The sequence below is a fragment of the Pseudoalteromonas sp. 4NS20-0020 genome, from assembly GCF_057554385.1.
This window is the reverse complement of the sequence record NZ_BAAJMI010000003.1, coordinates 489,333-508,199: the sequence shown is the minus strand read 5'-3', so window position 1 is coordinate 508,199 and position 18,867 is coordinate 489,333. Positions and strand designations below refer to the sequence as shown.

Genomic DNA, 18,867 nt, shown 5'->3' with positions numbered 1-18,867 from the left:
ATGTATTTGTACTGTTTGGGTCATCAAAGAGTAGAGAAACCGGTTAGGTGAAATTGAGCAAATAAGTACCAATTTACAGCTATACTGCATTTATATACAGCATAGCTGTTGCGTTAATAAATACTAAAACAATAAACTAAGTGTTAGGCGTGCAGTTCTTGGCTCAATAGGGTGAAAATGATTATCTTCAACGCCTTGTGCGGGCTCACCAGCTAAACGCGATGCATAATAGTAATCTATATCGTGGTCGGTACTGTTAAACAAGTTAAGTAATTCAAAGTCTACTTTCCAATGGGTTTGCTTATAGCTCACAGAGCTATTAACTACCGTTAGCGGGTTTGAGCGCTTATCACCGTCGTCTGTTAATGTGCGTTTACCAATATGGCGTACCCTGATCGATGATTGCCATTGTTTACTTAAGTGCCAATTTAAACCTGTACTTGCTACAACGGGTACAGCGCCTTCTATGTAATTGTTATTGTCATTTATATCTAAGCGAGAATGTGTAAACGAGGCTTCTAAATCAATATTAAATTGCTCGTTAATCCAGTAATAGGCACTCATTTCTAACCCATACCGCTTAGACGCATCACTTGGCTCTGTATTACCAGCATCTCCGACAAACAATAGTTCTGAGTCGAGTTTTAACCACCAAAGCGCAGCTGACATATTATATTTTTTTTCATCAGCAAATCGTAATCCAATTTCAGCGCCTTCACTTTTTACTAATAGATCGACTCGTTCGGCTTGATCACCTGTTACTGGATCGATATTTATTGTGGAGCCGCGCGCATCGTTAGAGTGAAAAGATTGCCCCCAATTTGCATAGGCAGCTAGCAATTGAGTAAAGCGATAATTTAAGCTTGCTTTAAAACTGATTAAATCATCACTTGCTTTACCTGAGTTTACGGCGGTAATACTGGTTACATTTGTATCAAAATAGTCGTATCTTACACCTGCTGTTGCTTCTAGTTTTTGGGTAAATAAAAGTTTAGACTCCCAAAAGCTTGAATAACTCGTTTGCTTGAGTGCATCTTGCCTTACAGTGCTTAGCTGCTCTCTGGCTTTAGTGTTATAAAGCCCAACGTTATCTATATCGTCGTGTTTAAGATCAAGCCCTGCAGTGTGTTGCATGTTTATGCCTGATGTTTTAGTTTCAAACTGATAACTTAAAGTGGTGCCATAAATATTGCGGCTATCTTGCTGATTAAACTGATCGCCATTAATTGGGTCATTTAAAAAATAACTGAAATTAGAATATAGGTTTAAATCGTAATTTATTACAAAAGCGCTGGCTTTCAAATGCTCCCCTTGCCAATTACCCGATAAACTATAACGGCTAGAGCTGCCGCCAAGGGTGGTGTCGAGCGAGCCTAATTGTGTTATTAAATTTTGCGAAACAGCACGCTGTGGAATTTGATCGGCTGAGTTCCATGTGTTGTCGTATGCCATTCCGCTTATTGATAGGTCACCATTAAATGCTTTACCAACATAGCGTAGTAGGGCATTTTTTTTATTTACGTCTTCGTTTATGTCATCCCAAGGGCCGTTGTAGCCTTGCCACTCAGCAGCCGCAATAAGTTTGCCTTTTTTAAGGTTAGTTGAGCCAAGTACTACCGCGCGTTTATAGTTATCTTCACCAATACTTAGTTCTATTTGCTGGTGCTTAACATTATCAACCAGTTTAAACTGTGCACTACCAGCACTTGAAAAATCACCTTGGCTTGCGCTATATGAACCCTTTTGATAGTTAATGGTAGAAATAGATTCGGGAATTATAAAGTTTAGATCGGTGTAACCTTGGCCGTGTCCGTGGCTACGCATGTTGATAGGCATACCATCGATACTTGTGGCAAAGTCGGTCCCATGGTCTAAGTTAAACCCTCTAATAAAGTATTGGTTTGCTTTACCTGAGCCACTGTGTTGAGTAACCGCCATCCCGGGTATGAGCTCTAACATTTCAGCACTTCTTAACATTGGGCGCTGCTCAATTTCACCTTGGCCAATAATGCCGCTAGAGGCACTGATTGATTCGCCAATTAAACCATCACGGTGCCCATATACAGTGAGCTTTTCTATATTGGCATGTACATAACCGCTATATAATGTGCCGATAGTTAAAATTGCTAATGTTTTCATCCTTAAAGTCCTATTTATTATGTTTACTATTCAGTGCTGTTTAAATTAAAACGACTAAGTAAACCTTTTGGATGCAACATTGAGTGTTTTATTATTCAAATAAGGCTTAAGTTTGAAAACTATATTGGTGCTATTGTAATGTCGTTATATAAAACTAATAATCAGAGTGTTAAAACTTACCATTAATCACATAATTAGAGAGCCTGTATTGAAAGCCAAAGAAATTCGAAATTTTTACATTAACGAAGAGCAATCCGTATATTTGCTGTCGCATCGTGATGCTAAAAAACATCGCCAGTGGCTTAATATTTGTATTAAACAACTTACTTTGCTTGGTTATAAAAATGTAGAAATGATTGGCTCAGGTGCATTTGGGTTTGTATTTGCAGGTGAAGACGACAAAGGCTTGCCTTGGGTGTTTAAGTTTTCACGGATTACGCTTGCTCAAAGTGTACGTGACCGTCTTGAAGACGAAGCGTATATGCTTTCACAAATAAATAATCCGCTGGTGCCTAAATTTTATGCGTTTGAGCGCATTAAAAAGCAGGGCATTTTAATGATGGCGCGCGCCATAGGAGAAGACCTTGAAAAAGTGTCGCTTAAAGAGGGGCGATTTAGCGCGGCTAAAATAATGGCATTAGCCGTTAAATTACGTAATGTGTTACTTGATTTAAGTAACCACAAAAATGGGTTAAGTGCTCAACCAATTGTGCATGGAGATATAAAACCTTCAAACTTGGTGTGGGATGCGCAAACAGACGCTTTATCTTTAGTTGATTGGGGGAGTTCGGTATATGCCCAATTACACAGTAACGGTGAGCCCGTAGCCAGTAACTTTATGGATTTAATGTCGGGAGATTTAAGCACAACCAATGCGCGTATGGGAGATGTGTACTTTATAGGCGAAGCGCAAATGTCGGGTGAGCAATCATCCCCGCGGTTTGATGAGCAAGGTGTTGCAGCAACTTTATATGCTTTAGCGTCTGCACAGTCTTGCCGATTTGGTGCGCAGGCTATTCCTGCAATTTCTTTAGGGCTACCTAAAGAGCTCGCTAACGTTATAGATGGCATGCTCAGTAAAAGTAAAACAGTACGTGATGCTGCAGGCGATTACTTTATACGTAATATACCAACAATGGCAAAAGCGTATTTACCCGATCTTAAATTAACACAGCAAAAAGCCGCTATCCCGTTTTGGTACGGTACCGATGAAACGCCAGATACCGTAGTTTATAGCTCGCGTAAACAGTTTTTACGCCAAGCCGACCATAACCAACAGTTACTAGATGTAAATGATGCCCAGTTAGACCGATACTACAAAGAATTTTTATTTGATACTGGTGACACCGAAAAAGCATTTTTGGCCTCCATAAGCCGGCTTGCGAAATACCCAGCCGTAGGAGGGCTTAGTTTTCATTGGAAAGATGAATCGTTGTTTATTGAGTCGTCATTAATAATGCACGATGAGTCACTAGGCAAAGCATTTACAGATTCAATAAACAATACAGTGATGTTAGCCCAAGCAATTAACCAAAAAGGGCTATTTAAATGTTGTTTATTTGATGCACGTAAAACCATTCAATTAGAGCGAGATGGCACCGGTGCATTTAAGTTTGATAGTCTTCCTGAGCTAGATTATGAAGTTGTGAGCGTTAAAGCTAACGAAATAACCCGGCCACATTCATACTTTGAAGATGGTAAAGATCCCGATGAGCAATTACAACTTCCTAAAAAAGTTATTAAATGTGTATTTGAGCTAAACCAAATACACCATACCGGTTGTATTATTTTTGAAGCCTTGCCCGACAGAATGAAAATTCACCACTACTACAGGCTACTCGACTCGACAAAAGAGGCTGAATTTAAACGTTTGTTAAATAAACTAATGCAATATGCTGTAAACATTACCGATGTGGGCGTTGCGGGCTTTATGAAGCTACCCTATAAAAATACACGAGAGTTTGATTTGTGTGCACAACAAGCTGAGCAATTCTTTCCTAAAAACCCAAAATGCGTATAACGTGTCAGCTTTTGTAATGGGTTTTATATGGCTTGGTAAATCAGCCTAATACATTAAAATAACTCACTATGCGGAGACAATGGCTCTAGCTCAAATTGATGAATAAGCTGTTGCTGTTTATTGGTAGCGGTAATTTTATAAGTTTGTTTACTACGGTTATTGGCAAATAAATTAATATTGAATTTTATATTGTTTGTCATTAGAGGTGTGAATCTGCCGGTAATGGTAATTTGATCAACAAATGTATTGTTATCGCTGTGCGCCACTTCTGGATGTAATAACAGCCCTTCAATCGAAAAGCGATATTGCTGATCAGACAAATACACGTGCTTTTTAACTTGTTTACTAATGTGATTACGATATTTATTAAATTCAGTGAGTGAAAGTGACCCATCGTTGTTTTCGTCAACGCCTAATAATGACGACGCAGGAAGCGACAGCACAACAAACACATGCTCTTTAACCACATTAAGGGTGCCATGTTGTGCAACTATTAAGTGAGCATGTGTTTTTTGAGATATACAAAAAGCGATAATAATTACCCCAATGTTATGTATTAATTTTGAAAGGCGCATAACTTAAAGCTCTCCTTTTACACAACGCTGAAAAAACGGGTAAGTGTCAGTTGCATAGTAGTGATAAATACCATCTGGAAATTCCGGTGTTACGCCAATACGGCCATTGCATTCATCTAAATCGCCTGAACCTGCAACGTATTCCCAGTCTTGTGCAAATGTTCCTAATGGGTATATGTCGGTAGAAGGTCTGTTTGTACTGACTGTGGTAACGTGTTGGTAACTTCCTGTCATTGCAACGAGTTCAGAAGTGGCGTCGGTTGAATCTAAGTAACCATAACGTGCATAAATAGGAAAGCCATCTGCAGCCCAGCCGATTAGTGTCATGGTTGTTTCATTACCGCCTTGCATTGTTATAAACCCTTCTGGCATTCCATGGTAATGATACGTCCCATCTGGTTGCACATGGGCATTGTTAGCATCTGTGCCAAAACTAAATGTAGTTTGGCTTAAAGCTTCTATATTCCAGTTGCCGCTATTATCACCTAGGTCGCAATTTTCACCTGAGTCATCACAGCTACCACCTGTGCCGGCATCGATTTTAACGCCATTTAAAACAAGCCCTGTTATACCGCGAGGGCCGCCCATCATTGTAGCGGATGATGATTGAACCGGTGTTAATGTAAAGCTTTCATTTACTGATTGTTCTGCGATGGTATTGGGGTTAGCCGGATTAGGAAAAGTGCCTACGTCGTGGTCAGGAATTCCATTAGCAATGATGTCACGCGTTGTGCCTGTGCATGTCCAGTCAGCTGAGCTTGTTGTTTGTACAGAGTCAGCGTTGTTGTATTCGTTGTAAGCGTACTCACATAAAACATTGTGTGTAGAACCATTTGCATCAGTATTTGAACCGTCAACTGTTGTGCTATCAGTTATTACGTCGCTTATTGAAGTGCTTTGCTCAGAACCACCGCATGCTACAAGTGATGAGATTGCAGTAAAGCACACAATTAGTTTAAATTGTGCGACTGAATTTTTAGAAATATTATTTATTAGGGATGTACTCATAACTTTGAACTCACTGATAAAGAGATCAAAATATTATTCTGTAATTGTGCAAGCAATGTGCAAATATAAATGAAAATTATGTAAGTAAACTTTTATATAAGACTAAACCAACGGTTTATTATAAAATTTTGGTATATAAGTAAGTACAGGTTGGATAAATGGCAAAGTTAAAACCCAGCGTTACGCTCCAGAGTTATGGTATTTATTCAACTTGGGATAGTAACAGCAAGGCTCTTCCACAAATTGAGCAATTCACTACTGATGTGATTGCTGAAATAGACGTAGAATTTGGGCTGATAGTAAATATCAAAAAAGCAAAAGGTGAAAAACTGCATTTTTGTATTTACCACCCAGACATACCTAACGAAGAGGGGGATGTTATGCCGCCTTTTGAAGGCGTTGAATACGTTAAAGATAACGATTGGCACTTTTATCTTGGCGATACATTGTGGGAGCCTATTGGCAATAAGCTAGGCCCATGGCGAATGACTTTAACGCTTAATAATAAAATAATTGCAGATAAAACATTTAATGTTGCATTAGAAGCGCAACAAACAGAAGTAGATTTTTGGAAAAAGCGCGGGTACTAGTTCCTAGGCACAACGGCAACATAGGTTTAAATAAGCTAACTTATTCGGTTTACATAGTTATAGTGCTGCAACGCTAAGAACTAGTTACAACAAGGCATAAAAAAAGCCAATAAAAATTGGCTTTATAAACTCACTCTTAATTACCCCAAGGGTTACTTGGATTAGACCGTTGCTTGCGTTCTCGAGCACGTTGTTTAGTGGCTTTTTTAGCTTGAATGCGTTTTGCGTCACTAAAGCTTAGTTCACAAGGTTCACCTGGTTTATGATCGGCCGGTATAACACGATCACGCGGCGGTAACTCATACTGAACATCATCTGGTTTAGGCAAGTTTTTAAGGCGGTATAGGTAAAAATTTTCTACCTTTTCTTGTGCCCATTGGGTTTTACGTAAAAATTTTACAGCAGATTTAATATCTGGATTATTTTTAAAACAATTAAGCTGCAAGTAAGCATGCAGGAGTTCCCACCCGTATTGCTCAACCAGCTCTTCAACCACTTGTTCTAATTTTACGCCTTGCAGTGGATTATTACTGAAAAGTTCTTGGTTGCTCATAGGTGTTGCCTCGTTATTAAAATACAAAGTGTATTATAAATTTTATCTATAAGTTTTGATACTCTAAAATCTACACATACAATGAATTGAAAGATAAAATTTACACGTGTTTAAATAATCGGTAATATTAAAGAGCTTTATAAAATACGGCACGATGCCACTTTACAGGATTTAAGATTAAGGAATATTACGAAATGGGACTTTTTAATAAGATCAAAACTCAAGCAAGCACTATTGGCACAAATATTAGTGACTCTACATCAAAACTAAGTAGTGATATTGCTACTTCTGCAAAAGAAAACGCAAAACTTTCAGCTATTCGTTCAGAAATCACTTCAATCGAAGGTCAGCTTAATATTGGTTACAAAGATATTGGTAAAAAATATGTTCAGAACCTTTTAGCTAACCAAGGTGAAAATATCGAAGTAGCTTTACAAGAGCCTTTATCAAGAATAGAACCTCTTTTAGAGAAAAAGATTGAACTTGAAGATGAAGCTATTGAAATCGAGAAGAAAATAAAAGATCAAATAATAATTCAAGAAAAAGCAATTTTTCAAAAAGAATATGATCAAGAAAAAGAGAAGTTAGAAAAAGCAGTAAAACTTGATGTTTTATCTAAAGAAGAAATGGAAGAAAAGTTAGCTAAAGCACGTTTAAAACTAGATAACTTTGACAACATTCGCAAGCTTAAAAAACAAGAAGAAATGGGTTTGATTACTAAAACAGAATTAGCTGAAAAATTAGCTGTATTCGGTGCTTAGTTAAACTTTTAAGCCACATATAACTATGTGGCTTATAATTTAATTAACCTTGGCAATTAACTACAACGCGGCCACGAATTTTACCTTCCATGAGTTGCTCGGCGTTTTCAATTACTTGTTCGAGTGTAATTTCTGTTGAAATTTTATCTAAATAGTCAGCTTTTACTAATGTAGCTAACCTTTCCCATGCTTCAATTCTGTCTGCTTTTGGTCGCATAACACTATCGATTCCAATAAGTGAAACACCTCGTAAAATAAAGGGCGCAACTGATGCGGGTAAATCCATGCCCTGGGCTAAACCACACGCAGTGACTACACCACCGTATTTAAGCGACGCACAAATATTTGCAAGCGTATGGCTGCCAACAGAATCTATAGCTGCAGCAAAACGTTCTTTTTGAAGTGGCTTCCCCGGGTTTGATAACTCATCTCTGTTAATTATTTGAGATGCACCAAGTTCTTTTAAGTATTCGCTTTGATCTACTCGTCCTGTGGCGGCGGTTACGTTATAGCCGAGCTGACTTAATAGATAAATAGCGAAACTGCCAACACCACCGTTTGCACCTGTAACTAAAATTTCACCATCGTCAGGTTTAACCCCTTGTTTTTCGAGTGCTATAACGCTCAACATAGCGGTATAACCGGCAGTCCCAATTTGCATTGCTTGTTTTGGACTGATAGCAGCGGGTAGGGGAATTAACCAGTCACTATTTAGCGCTGCTTTTTGTGCAAGGCCGCCCCAATGTTTTTCGCCAACACCAAAACCATTTAAAATAACATGATCGCCATTTTTAAATTCATCGCTGGTGGAGGTTGTTACAGTGCCTACTAAATCTATACCGGGCACCATCGGAAAGGTTCTCACTACCGGGCCTTTACCTGTAATGGCTAGACCGTCTTTATAGTTTAATGTGCTGTACAACACATTTATTGTGGTATTTTCGTCAGGTAAATCATTTTCGTTAAGCTGCGCTAAAGAAGCGCTGTAATTATTGTCTTCTTTATTAATAACAATGGCTTTAATTGGGTTATTCATATCATATCCTTTTAGACCGATCGTCTTTTAATTGGTAAATAAAAGTGCATTATGTAAGTAATGCACGCAAAAACATTTCAGTGTATAACGTTAGGGGTGTACTTGACTTGGTAAGTTTTGCTCGCATTACTGCGCCTTCCCAACCAATCCAAAAGTACTCGCTCATTAATTGTGTATTTACAGTTTTAGAAATAGTGCCTTGCTGTTTAGCTTGATTTAAACAGTTTTCAATTTGTTTTTGCCAAGCTGTGTAGCTTTGCATTAAGCGATTTTTAAATTCGTCGCTCAAGTGATTTAATTCTTGGTTTAAATTACCGACTAAGCAACCGCGTTTATAATCGAACTTACTCATGCCTTTAATGGCACTTTGTGTAAAGTTTACTATGCGTTCCAGTGGGGGAATATTTTGTTGATCAAGGTAATGGTTTAGCTTTGCAATAAAGTAACTGTCGTAGGCGTCAACCAACGCAATGCCATAGGCTTCTTTGCTTTTAAAGTAATGGTAAAAAGAGCCTTTGGGTACTGAGGCTTTTTTTAATATTGTATCGAGTCCTGTGGCACTAAAGCCAAACTCTGTTAACGTTTCTAAACCCGTACGTATAAGTAACGCTTTTGTATCGGCGTTATCTCTGGCTATTTTAGGAGGACGGCCACGTCGTGGAGTTACTGTATTATTTTTGTTCATAGCTACATATTAGACCGATCGGCTTTTAATGTGCAAGTACTAAATTCATCTGTTTAAAAATATTTTATGAATTACATTTTTGTTTGAACTTCAGTTATTTTTATTAGTCAATAATTATGGTTGATACACAAATTGTGCGACTTAGTAATTAATGATTTTAGATAGATGCTTAAGTTGTTTATTGTAGTGGTATGACCAGGTTGATTCTTTAAATGTTAATTCATTTTTGCATCAGCAGCTTAGTTAATGTCAAACAATTTAATTGTTTTTGTTATTTGAACTTTACATTTTTATTAACTATTCATTAATTGTAGATTTCACTTATGCTACAAAATATATAATTAAAAAAGGTGAGGATAATACCGATGAAGAGACAGAAAAGAGATCGTTTAGAAAGAGCTCATTCTCAAGGTTTCAAAGCAGGTTTAGCAGGTCGTTCTAAAGAGCTATGCCCTTATCAACAGATAGATCCAAAGTCAGAGTGGTTAGGTGGATGGCGAGAGGCAATTGAAAATCGAAATATGTATAAAACCTAATTATTACCCAAATTTAAGCAAAAAGGCCTCCAAATTGGAGGCCTTTTTGTATTTATATTGTAAATCTATTAAAAAGACGTGGTGTCTTGAAATAAACCTACTTTTAAATCTTTGGCTTCATATATTACGCGGCCGTCTACTTCAACAGTGCCATCTGCAACACCCATGAAGAGTTTACGTTTAATTACGCGTTTCATTTCAAGGCGGTAGGTTACTTTTTTAGACGTTGGAAGTATTTGGCCTGTAAATTTAACTTCACCTACACCTAAAGCGCGGCCAAGACCAGGACCACCTGACCAACCAAGATAAAAACCCACTAGTTGCCACATTGCATCAAGGCCTAAACACCCTGGCATAACAGGGTCACCTTTAAAGTGACAATCAAAAAACCAAAGGGTCGGGTCAATATCAAGCTCAGCAATTATTTCACCTTTACCGTGGCTTCCACCATCAGCATTTATAGAGGTAATGCGGTCCATCATTAACATGTTATCGCTAGGTAAACGACAGTTGCCTTCACCAAACATTTCACCTTGACCACATAGGATCAATTCTTCTTTTGTATAGCTGTTTTTAGGTTCCATAACTCTTTATCTTCGCTTAGAAATTGCCCGTACTTTAGCGTACACTTGTACGCTAAACAACTCGGAGCAGTTAAATACCTACTATATTGAGTATTAAATCATCAATCAAACAATGCGTTAGGTTTTTGCTTTATAAAACCGCGCAATTACAATCAAAAATCATTATAATTAACGCTGTCTTATAACTAGTCTAAAGGAAGTTTATGATCCTTTTTGTTAACTCACTTACTGTGATAGATTTTTCTTACTTATGTAACAAACGCGGCGCCGTTGGCGAGAGCTGGATTGTTGATTTAACTTTGCACGGTAAACTTAACGACGAGTCTATGGTGTTAGACTTTGGATTAGTTAAAAAACAAATTAAAGGTATTATTGATGAATGTATTGATCACCGTTTAGCTATTCCTAATAGCATAAATGGTTCAGTGACTGAATTTGATGAGCACAAAACACTTGATTGCACTTTTGGCGACAACCACCACTTGGCAATGAGTGCACCGCATCAAGCCTATTGTATGATTGATGCCGATGAAATTAATGTGGAGTCGGTAACTGCATTTTTAGTTGATACTATTTTGCCTAAGTTGCCTTCAAACATAGAAAAAATAGAGTTATCGTTAAAACCAGAACATAGCCAAAGCTTTTATTATCATTATAGTCATGGTCTTAAAAAACATGATGGTAATTGTCAGCGCATTATTCATGGTCATCGTTCTCAAATAGGTATAAGCCTAGACGGTATTTCCATGCCACGCTTACAAAAAGAATGGGCAATGCAGTGGGAAGATATATACCTAGCAACAAGTGAAGACCAAATAGAACCGCAAAACTTAAAGCATATTAGCGCAAGAGATAATGATGTTTGTTTTGCTTATACATCAGCTCAAGGTTATTTCGAAATGGCCATTAGTGAAACGCGCTGTGATATTTTACCGATAGACACAACCGTTGAATGTATTGCGGGGTATATTGCAGGGCAAGTTAAAGCCAAGCACCCTGAACAAAATGTTAAAATAACCGCGTATGAAGGGGTAGGCAAAGGAGCAATTAGTTATGCTTAAGTCACTTTTATCAGCGTTGGTTTTAGCAACATTTAGTGTAAATTCGTTAGCTGTTGAGCTAAAAGGGCACCTTACTCAAGGGGGCTTAGTAACAGGTAAGCTTAGTGATGTGCAGTCTGTTAGTTTAAACGACACACCGTTAAAACTTTCAAAAAATGGTGATTTTGTATTTGGTTTTGGCCGTGACGCAAAAGCAAATCATACACTTAGCTGGATTGATACGAATGGCAAAAAGCATACCCAGAATCTTATTATTACCAAGCGTGATTACAACATTGACAAAATAACGGGTGTTGCAAAAAAATACGTTTCTCCGCCTAAATCTGTAAGTGAACGTATAAGCAGAGAAGCGGTTGCGGTAAGAAATGCCCGTGCTGTTAATTCAGACCTTACTTACTTTTTAGACCCAGTATTAAAACCTGCACAAGGGCGAATTTCGGGTGTGTATGGCAGCCAGCGTTACTTTAATGGTGAACCACGTCGCGCGCATTTTGGTTTAGATATAGCTAACAAAACTGGTTCGCCGGTGTACGCACCAATTGGTGGCACTGTTGTTTTTGCAGAACCCGATTTATATTATTCTGGCGGAACACTTATTTTAGATCATGGCCATGGTATTACCTCTACTTACATACATTTAAGTAAGTTAGATGTAAACGTGGGTGATAAAGTTAAACAAGGTACTAAAGTTGCTGAAATTGGTGCAACCGGCCGAGTTACAGGCCCGCATTTAGATTGGCGCTTTAACTGGAAAGGCGAACGCCTTGATCCAGGCTTATTAATGCAAGATACGTTAGCCAACAAAAAGTAGAGACTATGACAGACGTAAATCGCGATGCAATTATTGCTCAGCGTATAAAAGATTCAACTACATCAGTTACAAAAACGGTATTCCCAGGGCGTACCAATCATCACAATACACTATTTGGTGGCGATGCATTAGCATGGATGGACGAGGTTGCATTTATTGCTGCAACGCGTTTTTGCCGTAAGCCCTTGGTAACTATTTCGTCTGATAGAGTAGACTTTAAAGAAGCAATACCTGCAGGTACATTTGCTGAACTAATAGCTAAAGTTGTGCATGTTGGTAACACTAGCTTAAAAGTAGATGTTGATATACTACTTGAAACAATGCACAAAGATGATAAACACTCGGCTATAAGCGGTAGTTTTACATTTGTTGCTGTAGATGATAATCATAGGCCAACACCTGTTGTTTGCGCCAAAATGATTAACGGGTTTAAGTAAAATTAATATAAAAATATAAGCACCAGAATAGGTGCTTATATTTTAGGTGCAAAAGAACACATCATACTACATTTGTTTTATACATAATCTTAGCAACAAAATTATATGTGAAAGAAGGTTAAACAGGGAATAAGAGGCTTATTACATAATAAGCCTCTTAAATTGAAGGTTTTAGGATACTCAAAGTACCATTGCTGCAATCCAGCCAAATAGTAATAGTGGAATATTAAAGTGTATAAAGGTTGGGACTACCGAATCCCAAATATGGTCGTGCTGACCATCTGCGTTTAAACCAGATGTTGGCCCAAGTGTTGAGTCTGAAGCAGGGGAGCCCGCATCGCCTAGAGCGCCCGCAGTACCGACTAAAGCAGCTGTTGCCATTACTGAAAAACCAAGCTCTAGGCATAAAGGAACAAATAAGGTCGCAATAATTGGTACCGTTGAAAAAGAGCTTCCAATTCCCATGGTGATAAGTAAACCAACTAATAAAATTACCGCCGCTGCTATAGGCTTATTTCCATCAAACAAACTTGCACCGCTGTTGACCAAGCTTTGTATATCACCCGTCGCTTGCATAACTGATGCAAAACCTTGCGCCGATATCATGATAAAACCAATCATGGCCATCATGGCAACGCCTTTACTAAATACGTCTCCATTTTCTTCCCATTTAACAATACCAAATAGGCTAAAAATCATAACGCCTACTAAGCCGCCAAGTATCATTGAGCCACTTATATTTTGTGCAATTAACGAGATAATAACTGCAAAAGAGCCAACTAACATGACTTTTTTTTGGTTTTTTATAGGTTCATGGTTGCTCTTGTTAGTAACTGTGATCGATTTATAAGTACGTTGTTTTTTATAAGTAAAAAATACAGCAATGAGTAGGCCAATAAACATTCCTAACGCAGGGATAATCATTGCTACGGGTACACTGGTATTTACAATTTGAAGGCCGTTATCTACAAGATTTTTATGTAAAATTGAATATAAGTAAATCCCACCAAAACCATAGGGGAGTACCATGTAGGACGAGGCTAAACCAAATGTTAAAATACACGCGATGGCACGTCGATCGAGTTTTAATTTATTAAATACAACCAACAAAGGCGGGATCAAAATTGGGATGAACGCTATGTGCACGGGCACCAAGTTTTGTGATGAGATAGCGCACGCTAATATAATCATTAAAATAAAATAACTAAGTAATGTTTGGCTGCCTTGCCCTCTAGCATCTACTTTAGCTAACAATTTATCTGCTAATATGCGGGTTAAACCAGACTTTGATATTGCAACTGCGAATGCGCCAAGCATTGCATAACTTAAGGCGATTTCAGCGCCCGCTGACAAACCCGAATTAAATGCATCTAAACTTTCTTTTATTCCTAAACCAGCAGTTAACCCAGCAACTAAAGCAGACAATGTCATAGCTACAATAACATTGACACGAACCAAGGTAAGCGCAAGCATTAAAATCACGCCAACAACAACAGCATTCATAGTTTTCTCTATTTTGAACTTTTAATTAATTTTATCAGATCTTTAGCTTTGGTTTTGCGCTCTTTGGTAAACGGTTTGTTAGCATAACGGCTGTTTTCGAATAATTGTTTAAATTCTATTAGCTCCTTAGACGCGTTAGGTCTTTGCTTTGCCATATGATCAAGTTGTTGTGACGGACTAAGAGAGTCGGCCGATGTAATTTTGTTTTTATTTCCCCAATCAAAAACTTCATTATAGGCTTTAACTATAGGAGGGAGTTTAACTGGTTTTGCTTTTGGCCAGTTTAAATAGACAAAGTAAATTACAAAACTTAACCCTGCTGTCATTAATACAACTAAAGGCACCAGCCAACTTTTTTTATTACCAAATATGGATTTTAAAAAATCATTTTGTTTTTCTTGATCAAAGCCAAGCACCCAACTAGACCATTGATAATCTAGTTGCTCTAGTTCAAGCCTTAACCAGTTTATTGCTGCAAAGTTACTTAAGCTAACTAAGCCGAAATCTAAATTATTTTTAAATTCTTCGTTTAGCTCTTGGTTTTGGGAAAGCGATCCATTTAACCGCTCGGGAGCAACAACAGCAGTGGCATCAAAAATAGTCCAGCCGGTATTTTGTAAATATACTTCAACCCAAGCATGGGCGTCGTATTGGCGAACAGTAAGCGTGTTATTGTCACTATTATATTCACCACCTAAATAACCACTGACTATACGTGCAGGTATGCCCGCAACCCTAAAAATATAAGCAGCGGCACTGGCATAATGTCCGCAAAAGCCACGTTTATTATCAAATAAAAATTGGTCTAGTGTATTATCGCCACTCATTGGGGTCGGCGTTAATGTATAGGTAAAGTTTTGCTCTACAAAGTACGCTAGTAATGCGTTATAAAAAGCCCGCTCATTGGTGACTTGTTCTTTTAACTGTAAAGCAAACTTATTAGTTTTAATATTTTGCTTTAAATTTAGAGATGTATACCTATTTCTTTCAAATTCGTTAAGTGAATCTACTGAAAATTGATAACTTGCCACATTATATTGCAGGCTTTTTGCTTGGTAACTGTTTCTCCTTAATAATCCAAGCGCATTAGCGCTTACATTTTTACTGTTGCTGGTTGAATAAGTTAAGCCATAAAGCCATTTTTGCGTTGCAGGTTCTGCAATTACTGAATAGTTTGCAATAAGTATGCTTTGTTCGGTTATTACGTTTTGGTTTGTTTGTTGGTTATTGTATTTTAAAAAATCAGACGTAAGCCATGCATTGCCATTAAATTCATCATGAATAATTGCACGCCAATAGTAAGGCGTTGCAGGCGGGGGATTATTAAAAGTAGCTCTAAATACTAGTTCATCTGAGTTAGACAATTTAGCAATATTAAACGGATCTACTTGCTCAGAAAGCCCAGTTTTAGCCAGTTTTGGTCCGGGTAACTGCCAAAACGCAGGCATTTTTGGTAAAAACAACAGTAAAAAAACAGCCAGTGGTAACGCCATTAATAATAACTTTGAACTTTGTTTAGCGCTTATTTTTAAGTTGTGTTTAGATTCTAATAAACCCATTACTGAAAAATTTATTACATATAAAAAGCTAACAACTGCAGTGGTAAATATAGTTTGGCTAAATAAGTACACCGACGACAATGAAAAAAAAGTAAGGGTTGTAATTACCTGATAATGCTTTTTATTTTTAGCTTGTAAAAGTTTAAATAAGCTTGATAACAACAGCATGGCCACAAACAATATTACAGTATCGGACATTCCTATTGTAAATATCATTAAACCCAAAGCACCAGCGGCAAGTATGTTTGCAAGCCATGCATTAGGCTTTGCGGTATTTTTGGATGTAATAACTGCATTCCATAGGCATAAGCCAGCTAATACACTAATAAATGGGAGTGGCAGGTGTGCTGTAAAAAATAGAACTAAACAGGCGTAAATAAAACACAAAGAGAAGTTAATAACTTTTTCATTTTCAAGTTCAATCATTGCTTTTCACCTGCAAATGAACTTAAGCATTCTAAACAGTGTTGCTTATGGGCTTGTCCGGTATTAATACTGATTAATTTGCTTGGCAGTTTTAACATGAAAGGGGTGTTGTGCTCAGTGGCTTCACACACTAAATAACACAACTGACTAAGGCGTTGCTCTGTAGCTCCACTCATTAAATTAAAATCAAACAAAGCATCAGTCGCTTTAAAATCTACAAAGTCTTTGACTAATAATTGCTTTGTTTTAGCGAAGTGTTTCCACGATATTCTGCTTAAGCCCATTTCGGGTTGATGTATTAATAGATTGTCGAATTCTTCAGTTCCCGACTTTTTTGTCATTCCATTTTGTGTATTTTCATCTTGTGAAGAAATGTGTGCATCGCTTAATACGTATTCGTGAGCAGGGTAAACAAAAGTTTTAGTTTGTACTTGTAAATAGCTCCATACAGATACCAAACCAAAAGGATAGTTACTGGCTATTTTTATTCGTTCTAATTTGTAGCAACCTCGTGTTTCATACGGAAGCGGTAAACTGCTACTAATCGATTTATTTGAAATTTCATCATGATGTGTACTTGCTTTTAAATCATTGTTATAGGTAATAGAAAGCGATTGGCAGATTGAATTACTATGTAAGTTCAATTTTAAAATGGGTTGTTGTGGAGAAAAACTCGGTAATACTTTATCAAAAGTTACTGTTAAGCCTTTCGCATTGCTGTAGCCCATAAAAACTGCTAATACAATGACCACGAACATCAGATACGACATGATCAAAATTAAATTATTTTGATAATTTATACCCATTACAAAGTTTAAAATAGCCACAAAAATAAAATACCACCCAAGGGATGATGGCAAAACATAGATTGTGTTGTGCTCTAACGTAATTGAATTTTTTTGGTGTTTATGTTTTAAAAATTTATCAAAAACAGTACGTTTTAAAGATGCAAATATGCTGGGGCGTTTTGATTTTTTAGATGGCATAAAAGCTACACCGGAACCGGCACAGCATTTAAAATGTCATTCACTTGAGCTTCACCCGATTCATTATGCAAACCTAAGCGGTGCTGGCACACACTTTTAAAAACTGCTTGTATATCTTCAGGAATTACATAATCGCGTCCATCAATATAAGCCCATGATTTAGAAGCCTTAGCTAACGCAATGCTTGCTCGAGGTGATAATGAAGACGCAAACGCATTGCTGCTTCTTGTATAATTAACAAGCTCTATAATGTAATCAACAACGGGAGTACTAAGTGTAACTTCACTAATTTGTGCCTGAATTTGTTTTAATTGCTGCTTATCTATCCGTTTAGGAAGTTGGCTGTAGTCGCGTTTTTGCATATTTAAAATTAAACGTTTTTCAGCTTCTTTTTGAGGAAAACCAAGGCTTATACGCATTAAAAATCGATCTAACTGAGATTCCGGTAACGGATAAGTACCCGATTGGTATAAAGGATTTTGCGTAGCAATAACAAAAAATGGATCTGGAAGGCTATACTTTTTGCCATCAACAGTGATTTGTTGTTCTTCCATCGCTTCAAGTAATGCACTTTGTGTTTTTGGCCCTGTACGGTTTATTTCGTCAGCTAATACAACTTGACTAAAAATAGGGCCTTTATGAAACGTAAAGCTGTGATCGTTACTATTAAATACATTTGTACCGAGTATATCGGCAGGTAGTAAGTCACTTGTAAATTGAATTCGTTGGTAAGATAAGCCAAGTACTGCCGCTAAACCATGAGAAAGCGTGGTTTTTCCCATGCCGGGCAAGTCTTCAATTAGTAAGTGTCCTTCGCTAAACAAGCAGGTTAGTGCTAATTTTATCTGTTTTTGTTTTCCAAAAATAACATCTGATAAGTCTTCAATAATCGCTTTAACGGAGCTTTGCATGCTAACCTTTTATTATTCTATGTGTTCGAGACGTTTCATTACGGTATCAACTTTTTTTGCATTAAAAGGTTTTGCTATAAACCCTTTAGCTCCAAGCTCCCAAGTATTCTGAACATTTTCTAAGCTGTTATGACCTGAGCACATAACTACATGTGCGTTTGGGTAGGTTATATTAATAAATTCTAAAATATCAGTCCCATCAGAGTCGGGTAAGTCTACATCTAAAAAAATCACACTAGGGCATTTTTTATCAATAACTGGCTTGGCAGAGCTAAAATCCGTGCTTTCTAAAATATCTTCATAACCCAGTTCGGTTAATATTTGGTTTAGGTAATCACGGATTTCTTTAACATCGTCAATGATGAGGATAGGCTCTAAAGGGCGAACAAATTCCATATGTAAGTTACTTCTTTTAATACTTCTTAAGTACATTAATATTAAGCTATGACCTTAATAACCTCAAGAACGTTGCTTAAAAAATCACAATACAACCATACTTTTGTTGATTTTGCATTCTGCTTAAAAAATATCAAAACAACACTCAATTCTATACTTTTTAATTAATTTAAAAGTTATCAATTTTATAAACACCCGCACACTCGTTTTTTCAACCACACCCAATAAATTTACAAGTCATTGATATTAAAACTTTTAAATTAACAATTCTAATTTTGTAAATGTTTTGT

19 protein-coding genes are annotated in these 18,867 nt (G+C 37.2%); 7 read left to right on the top strand and 12 right to left on the bottom strand.

Going from position 1 to position 18,867, the window contains the following annotated elements; genetic code table 11:
* Positions 1-123: 123 nt before the first annotated feature.
* Entirely contained in the window at positions 124-2,139 is a 2,016-nt protein-coding gene (locus AC27JL_RS09525; RefSeq protein ID WP_487195486.1) for a TonB-dependent receptor, read from the bottom strand.
* A 208-nt stretch (positions 2,140-2,347) separates the two neighbouring features.
* On the opposite strand from AC27JL_RS09525, the gene AC27JL_RS09520 reads away from it, so the two are divergent.
* Positions 2,348-4,159, top strand: a complete 1,812-nt coding sequence (locus AC27JL_RS09520; RefSeq protein WP_487195485.1) for a protein kinase domain-containing protein — start codon at positions 2,348-2,350, stop codon at positions 4,157-4,159.
* Positions 4,160-4,212: 53 nt separating this feature from the next.
* Here AC27JL_RS09520 and AC27JL_RS09515 read toward each other — a convergent pair whose 3' ends face one another.
* Both AC27JL_RS09515 and AC27JL_RS09510 read right to left on the bottom strand, forming a co-directional pair.
* The gene (locus AC27JL_RS09515) at positions 4,213-4,734 is read right to left on the bottom strand and encodes a hypothetical protein (RefSeq protein ID WP_288337621.1); all 522 of its coding nucleotides are present in this window, start codon (positions 4,732-4,734) and stop codon (positions 4,213-4,215) included.
* 3 nt (positions 4,735-4,737) lie between these two features.
* On the bottom strand, positions 4,738-5,742 hold the full coding sequence (locus tag AC27JL_RS09510) for a YHYH protein (protein WP_487195484.1): 1,005 nt from the start codon (positions 5,740-5,742) through the stop codon (positions 4,738-4,740).
* 158 nt (positions 5,743-5,900) lie between these two features.
* Between AC27JL_RS09510 and AC27JL_RS09505 the strand changes: the two genes are divergently transcribed.
* Positions 5,901-6,332: a DUF3859 domain-containing protein gene (locus tag AC27JL_RS09505; protein WP_277054427.1), complete on the top strand. Its 432-nt coding sequence runs from the start codon at positions 5,901-5,903 to the stop codon at positions 6,330-6,332.
* 136 nt (positions 6,333-6,468) lie between these two features.
* On the opposite strand, the gene AC27JL_RS09500 is transcribed toward AC27JL_RS09505, so the two are convergent.
* Positions 6,469-6,885, bottom strand: coding sequence for a VF530 family protein (locus AC27JL_RS09500; RefSeq protein ID WP_006792934.1), 417 nt, complete (start codon positions 6,883-6,885; stop codon positions 6,469-6,471).
* A gap of 194 nt (positions 6,886-7,079) precedes the next feature.
* Here AC27JL_RS09500 and AC27JL_RS09495 point away from each other — a divergent pair, with 194 nt between their 5' ends.
* Entirely contained in the window at positions 7,080-7,646 is a 567-nt protein-coding gene (locus AC27JL_RS09495; RefSeq protein ID WP_277054428.1) for a hypothetical protein, read from the top strand.
* Between the two features lie 43 nt (positions 7,647-7,689).
* Here the strand turns inward: AC27JL_RS09495 and acuI are convergent, their stop codons facing one another.
* Both acuI and acuR read right to left on the bottom strand, forming a co-directional pair.
* A complete protein-coding gene (gene acuI / locus AC27JL_RS09490) occupies positions 7,690-8,682 on the bottom strand; it encodes an acrylyl-CoA reductase (NADPH) (RefSeq protein WP_039036960.1) in 993 nt (330 codons plus the stop codon).
* Between the two features lie 49 nt (positions 8,683-8,731).
* Entirely contained in the window at positions 8,732-9,367 is a 636-nt protein-coding gene (acuR, locus tag AC27JL_RS09485) for an acrylate utilization transcriptional regulator AcuR (protein WP_487195483.1), read from the bottom strand.
* Between the two features lie 365 nt (positions 9,368-9,732).
* On the opposite strand from acuR, the gene rmf reads away from it, so the two are divergent.
* Positions 9,733-9,903, top strand: a complete 171-nt coding sequence (gene rmf / locus AC27JL_RS09480) for a ribosome modulation factor (RefSeq protein ID WP_004586522.1) — start codon at positions 9,733-9,735, stop codon at positions 9,901-9,903.
* A gap of 68 nt (positions 9,904-9,971) precedes the next feature.
* Here rmf and fabA read toward each other — a convergent pair whose 3' ends face one another.
* The gene (fabA, locus tag AC27JL_RS09475; RefSeq protein WP_006792937.1) at positions 9,972-10,487 is read right to left on the bottom strand and encodes a bifunctional 3-hydroxydecanoyl-ACP dehydratase/trans-2-decenoyl-ACP isomerase; all 516 of its coding nucleotides are present in this window, start codon (positions 10,485-10,487) and stop codon (positions 9,972-9,974) included.
* 203 nt (positions 10,488-10,690) lie between these two features.
* Between fabA and AC27JL_RS09470 the strand changes: the two genes are divergently transcribed.
* The 3 genes from AC27JL_RS09470 to AC27JL_RS09460 are packed head-to-tail and all read left to right on the top strand — an operon-like array spanning position 10,691 to position 12,796.
* Positions 10,691-11,548, top strand: coding sequence for a 6-carboxytetrahydropterin synthase (locus tag AC27JL_RS09470; protein ID WP_039036962.1), 858 nt, complete (start codon positions 10,691-10,693; stop codon positions 11,546-11,548).
* Positions 11,541-12,359, top strand: coding sequence for a M23 family metallopeptidase (locus AC27JL_RS09465; RefSeq protein WP_487195482.1), 819 nt, complete (start codon positions 11,541-11,543; stop codon positions 12,357-12,359). Before AC27JL_RS09470 ends, AC27JL_RS09465 begins: the two co-directional genes overlap by 8 nt.
* Before the next feature lie 5 nt (positions 12,360-12,364).
* Positions 12,365-12,796, top strand: a complete 432-nt coding sequence (locus AC27JL_RS09460; protein ID WP_006792940.1) for an acyl-CoA thioesterase — start codon at positions 12,365-12,367, stop codon at positions 12,794-12,796.
* Between the two features lie 180 nt (positions 12,797-12,976).
* Here AC27JL_RS09460 and AC27JL_RS09455 read toward each other — a convergent pair whose 3' ends face one another.
* Genes AC27JL_RS09455 through AC27JL_RS09435 form a run of 5 tightly spaced genes read right to left on the bottom strand, consistent with a single transcriptional unit; the run spans position 12,977 to position 18,577 of the window.
* Complete coding sequence (locus AC27JL_RS09455) at positions 12,977-14,299, bottom strand: Na+/H+ antiporter family protein (protein WP_487195481.1); 1,323 nt, start codon at positions 14,297-14,299, stop codon at positions 12,977-12,979.
* Positions 14,300-14,307: 8 nt separating this feature from the next.
* Positions 14,308-16,284, bottom strand: coding sequence for a transglutaminase TgpA family protein (locus AC27JL_RS09450; RefSeq protein WP_487195480.1), 1,977 nt, complete (start codon positions 16,282-16,284; stop codon positions 14,308-14,310).
* The gene (locus AC27JL_RS09445; protein ID WP_487195479.1) at positions 16,281-17,270 is read right to left on the bottom strand and encodes a DUF58 domain-containing protein; all 990 of its coding nucleotides are present in this window, start codon (positions 17,268-17,270) and stop codon (positions 16,281-16,283) included. Before AC27JL_RS09445 ends, AC27JL_RS09450 begins: the two co-directional genes overlap by 4 nt.
* A 5-nt stretch (positions 17,271-17,275) precedes the next feature.
* Positions 17,276-18,181, bottom strand: coding sequence for an AAA family ATPase (locus AC27JL_RS09440; RefSeq protein ID WP_487195478.1), 906 nt, complete (start codon positions 18,179-18,181; stop codon positions 17,276-17,278).
* Between the two features lie 12 nt (positions 18,182-18,193).
* A complete protein-coding gene (locus AC27JL_RS09435; protein ID WP_006792946.1) occupies positions 18,194-18,577 on the bottom strand; it encodes a response regulator in 384 nt (127 codons plus the stop codon).
* Positions 18,578-18,867 lie beyond the last annotated feature (290 nt).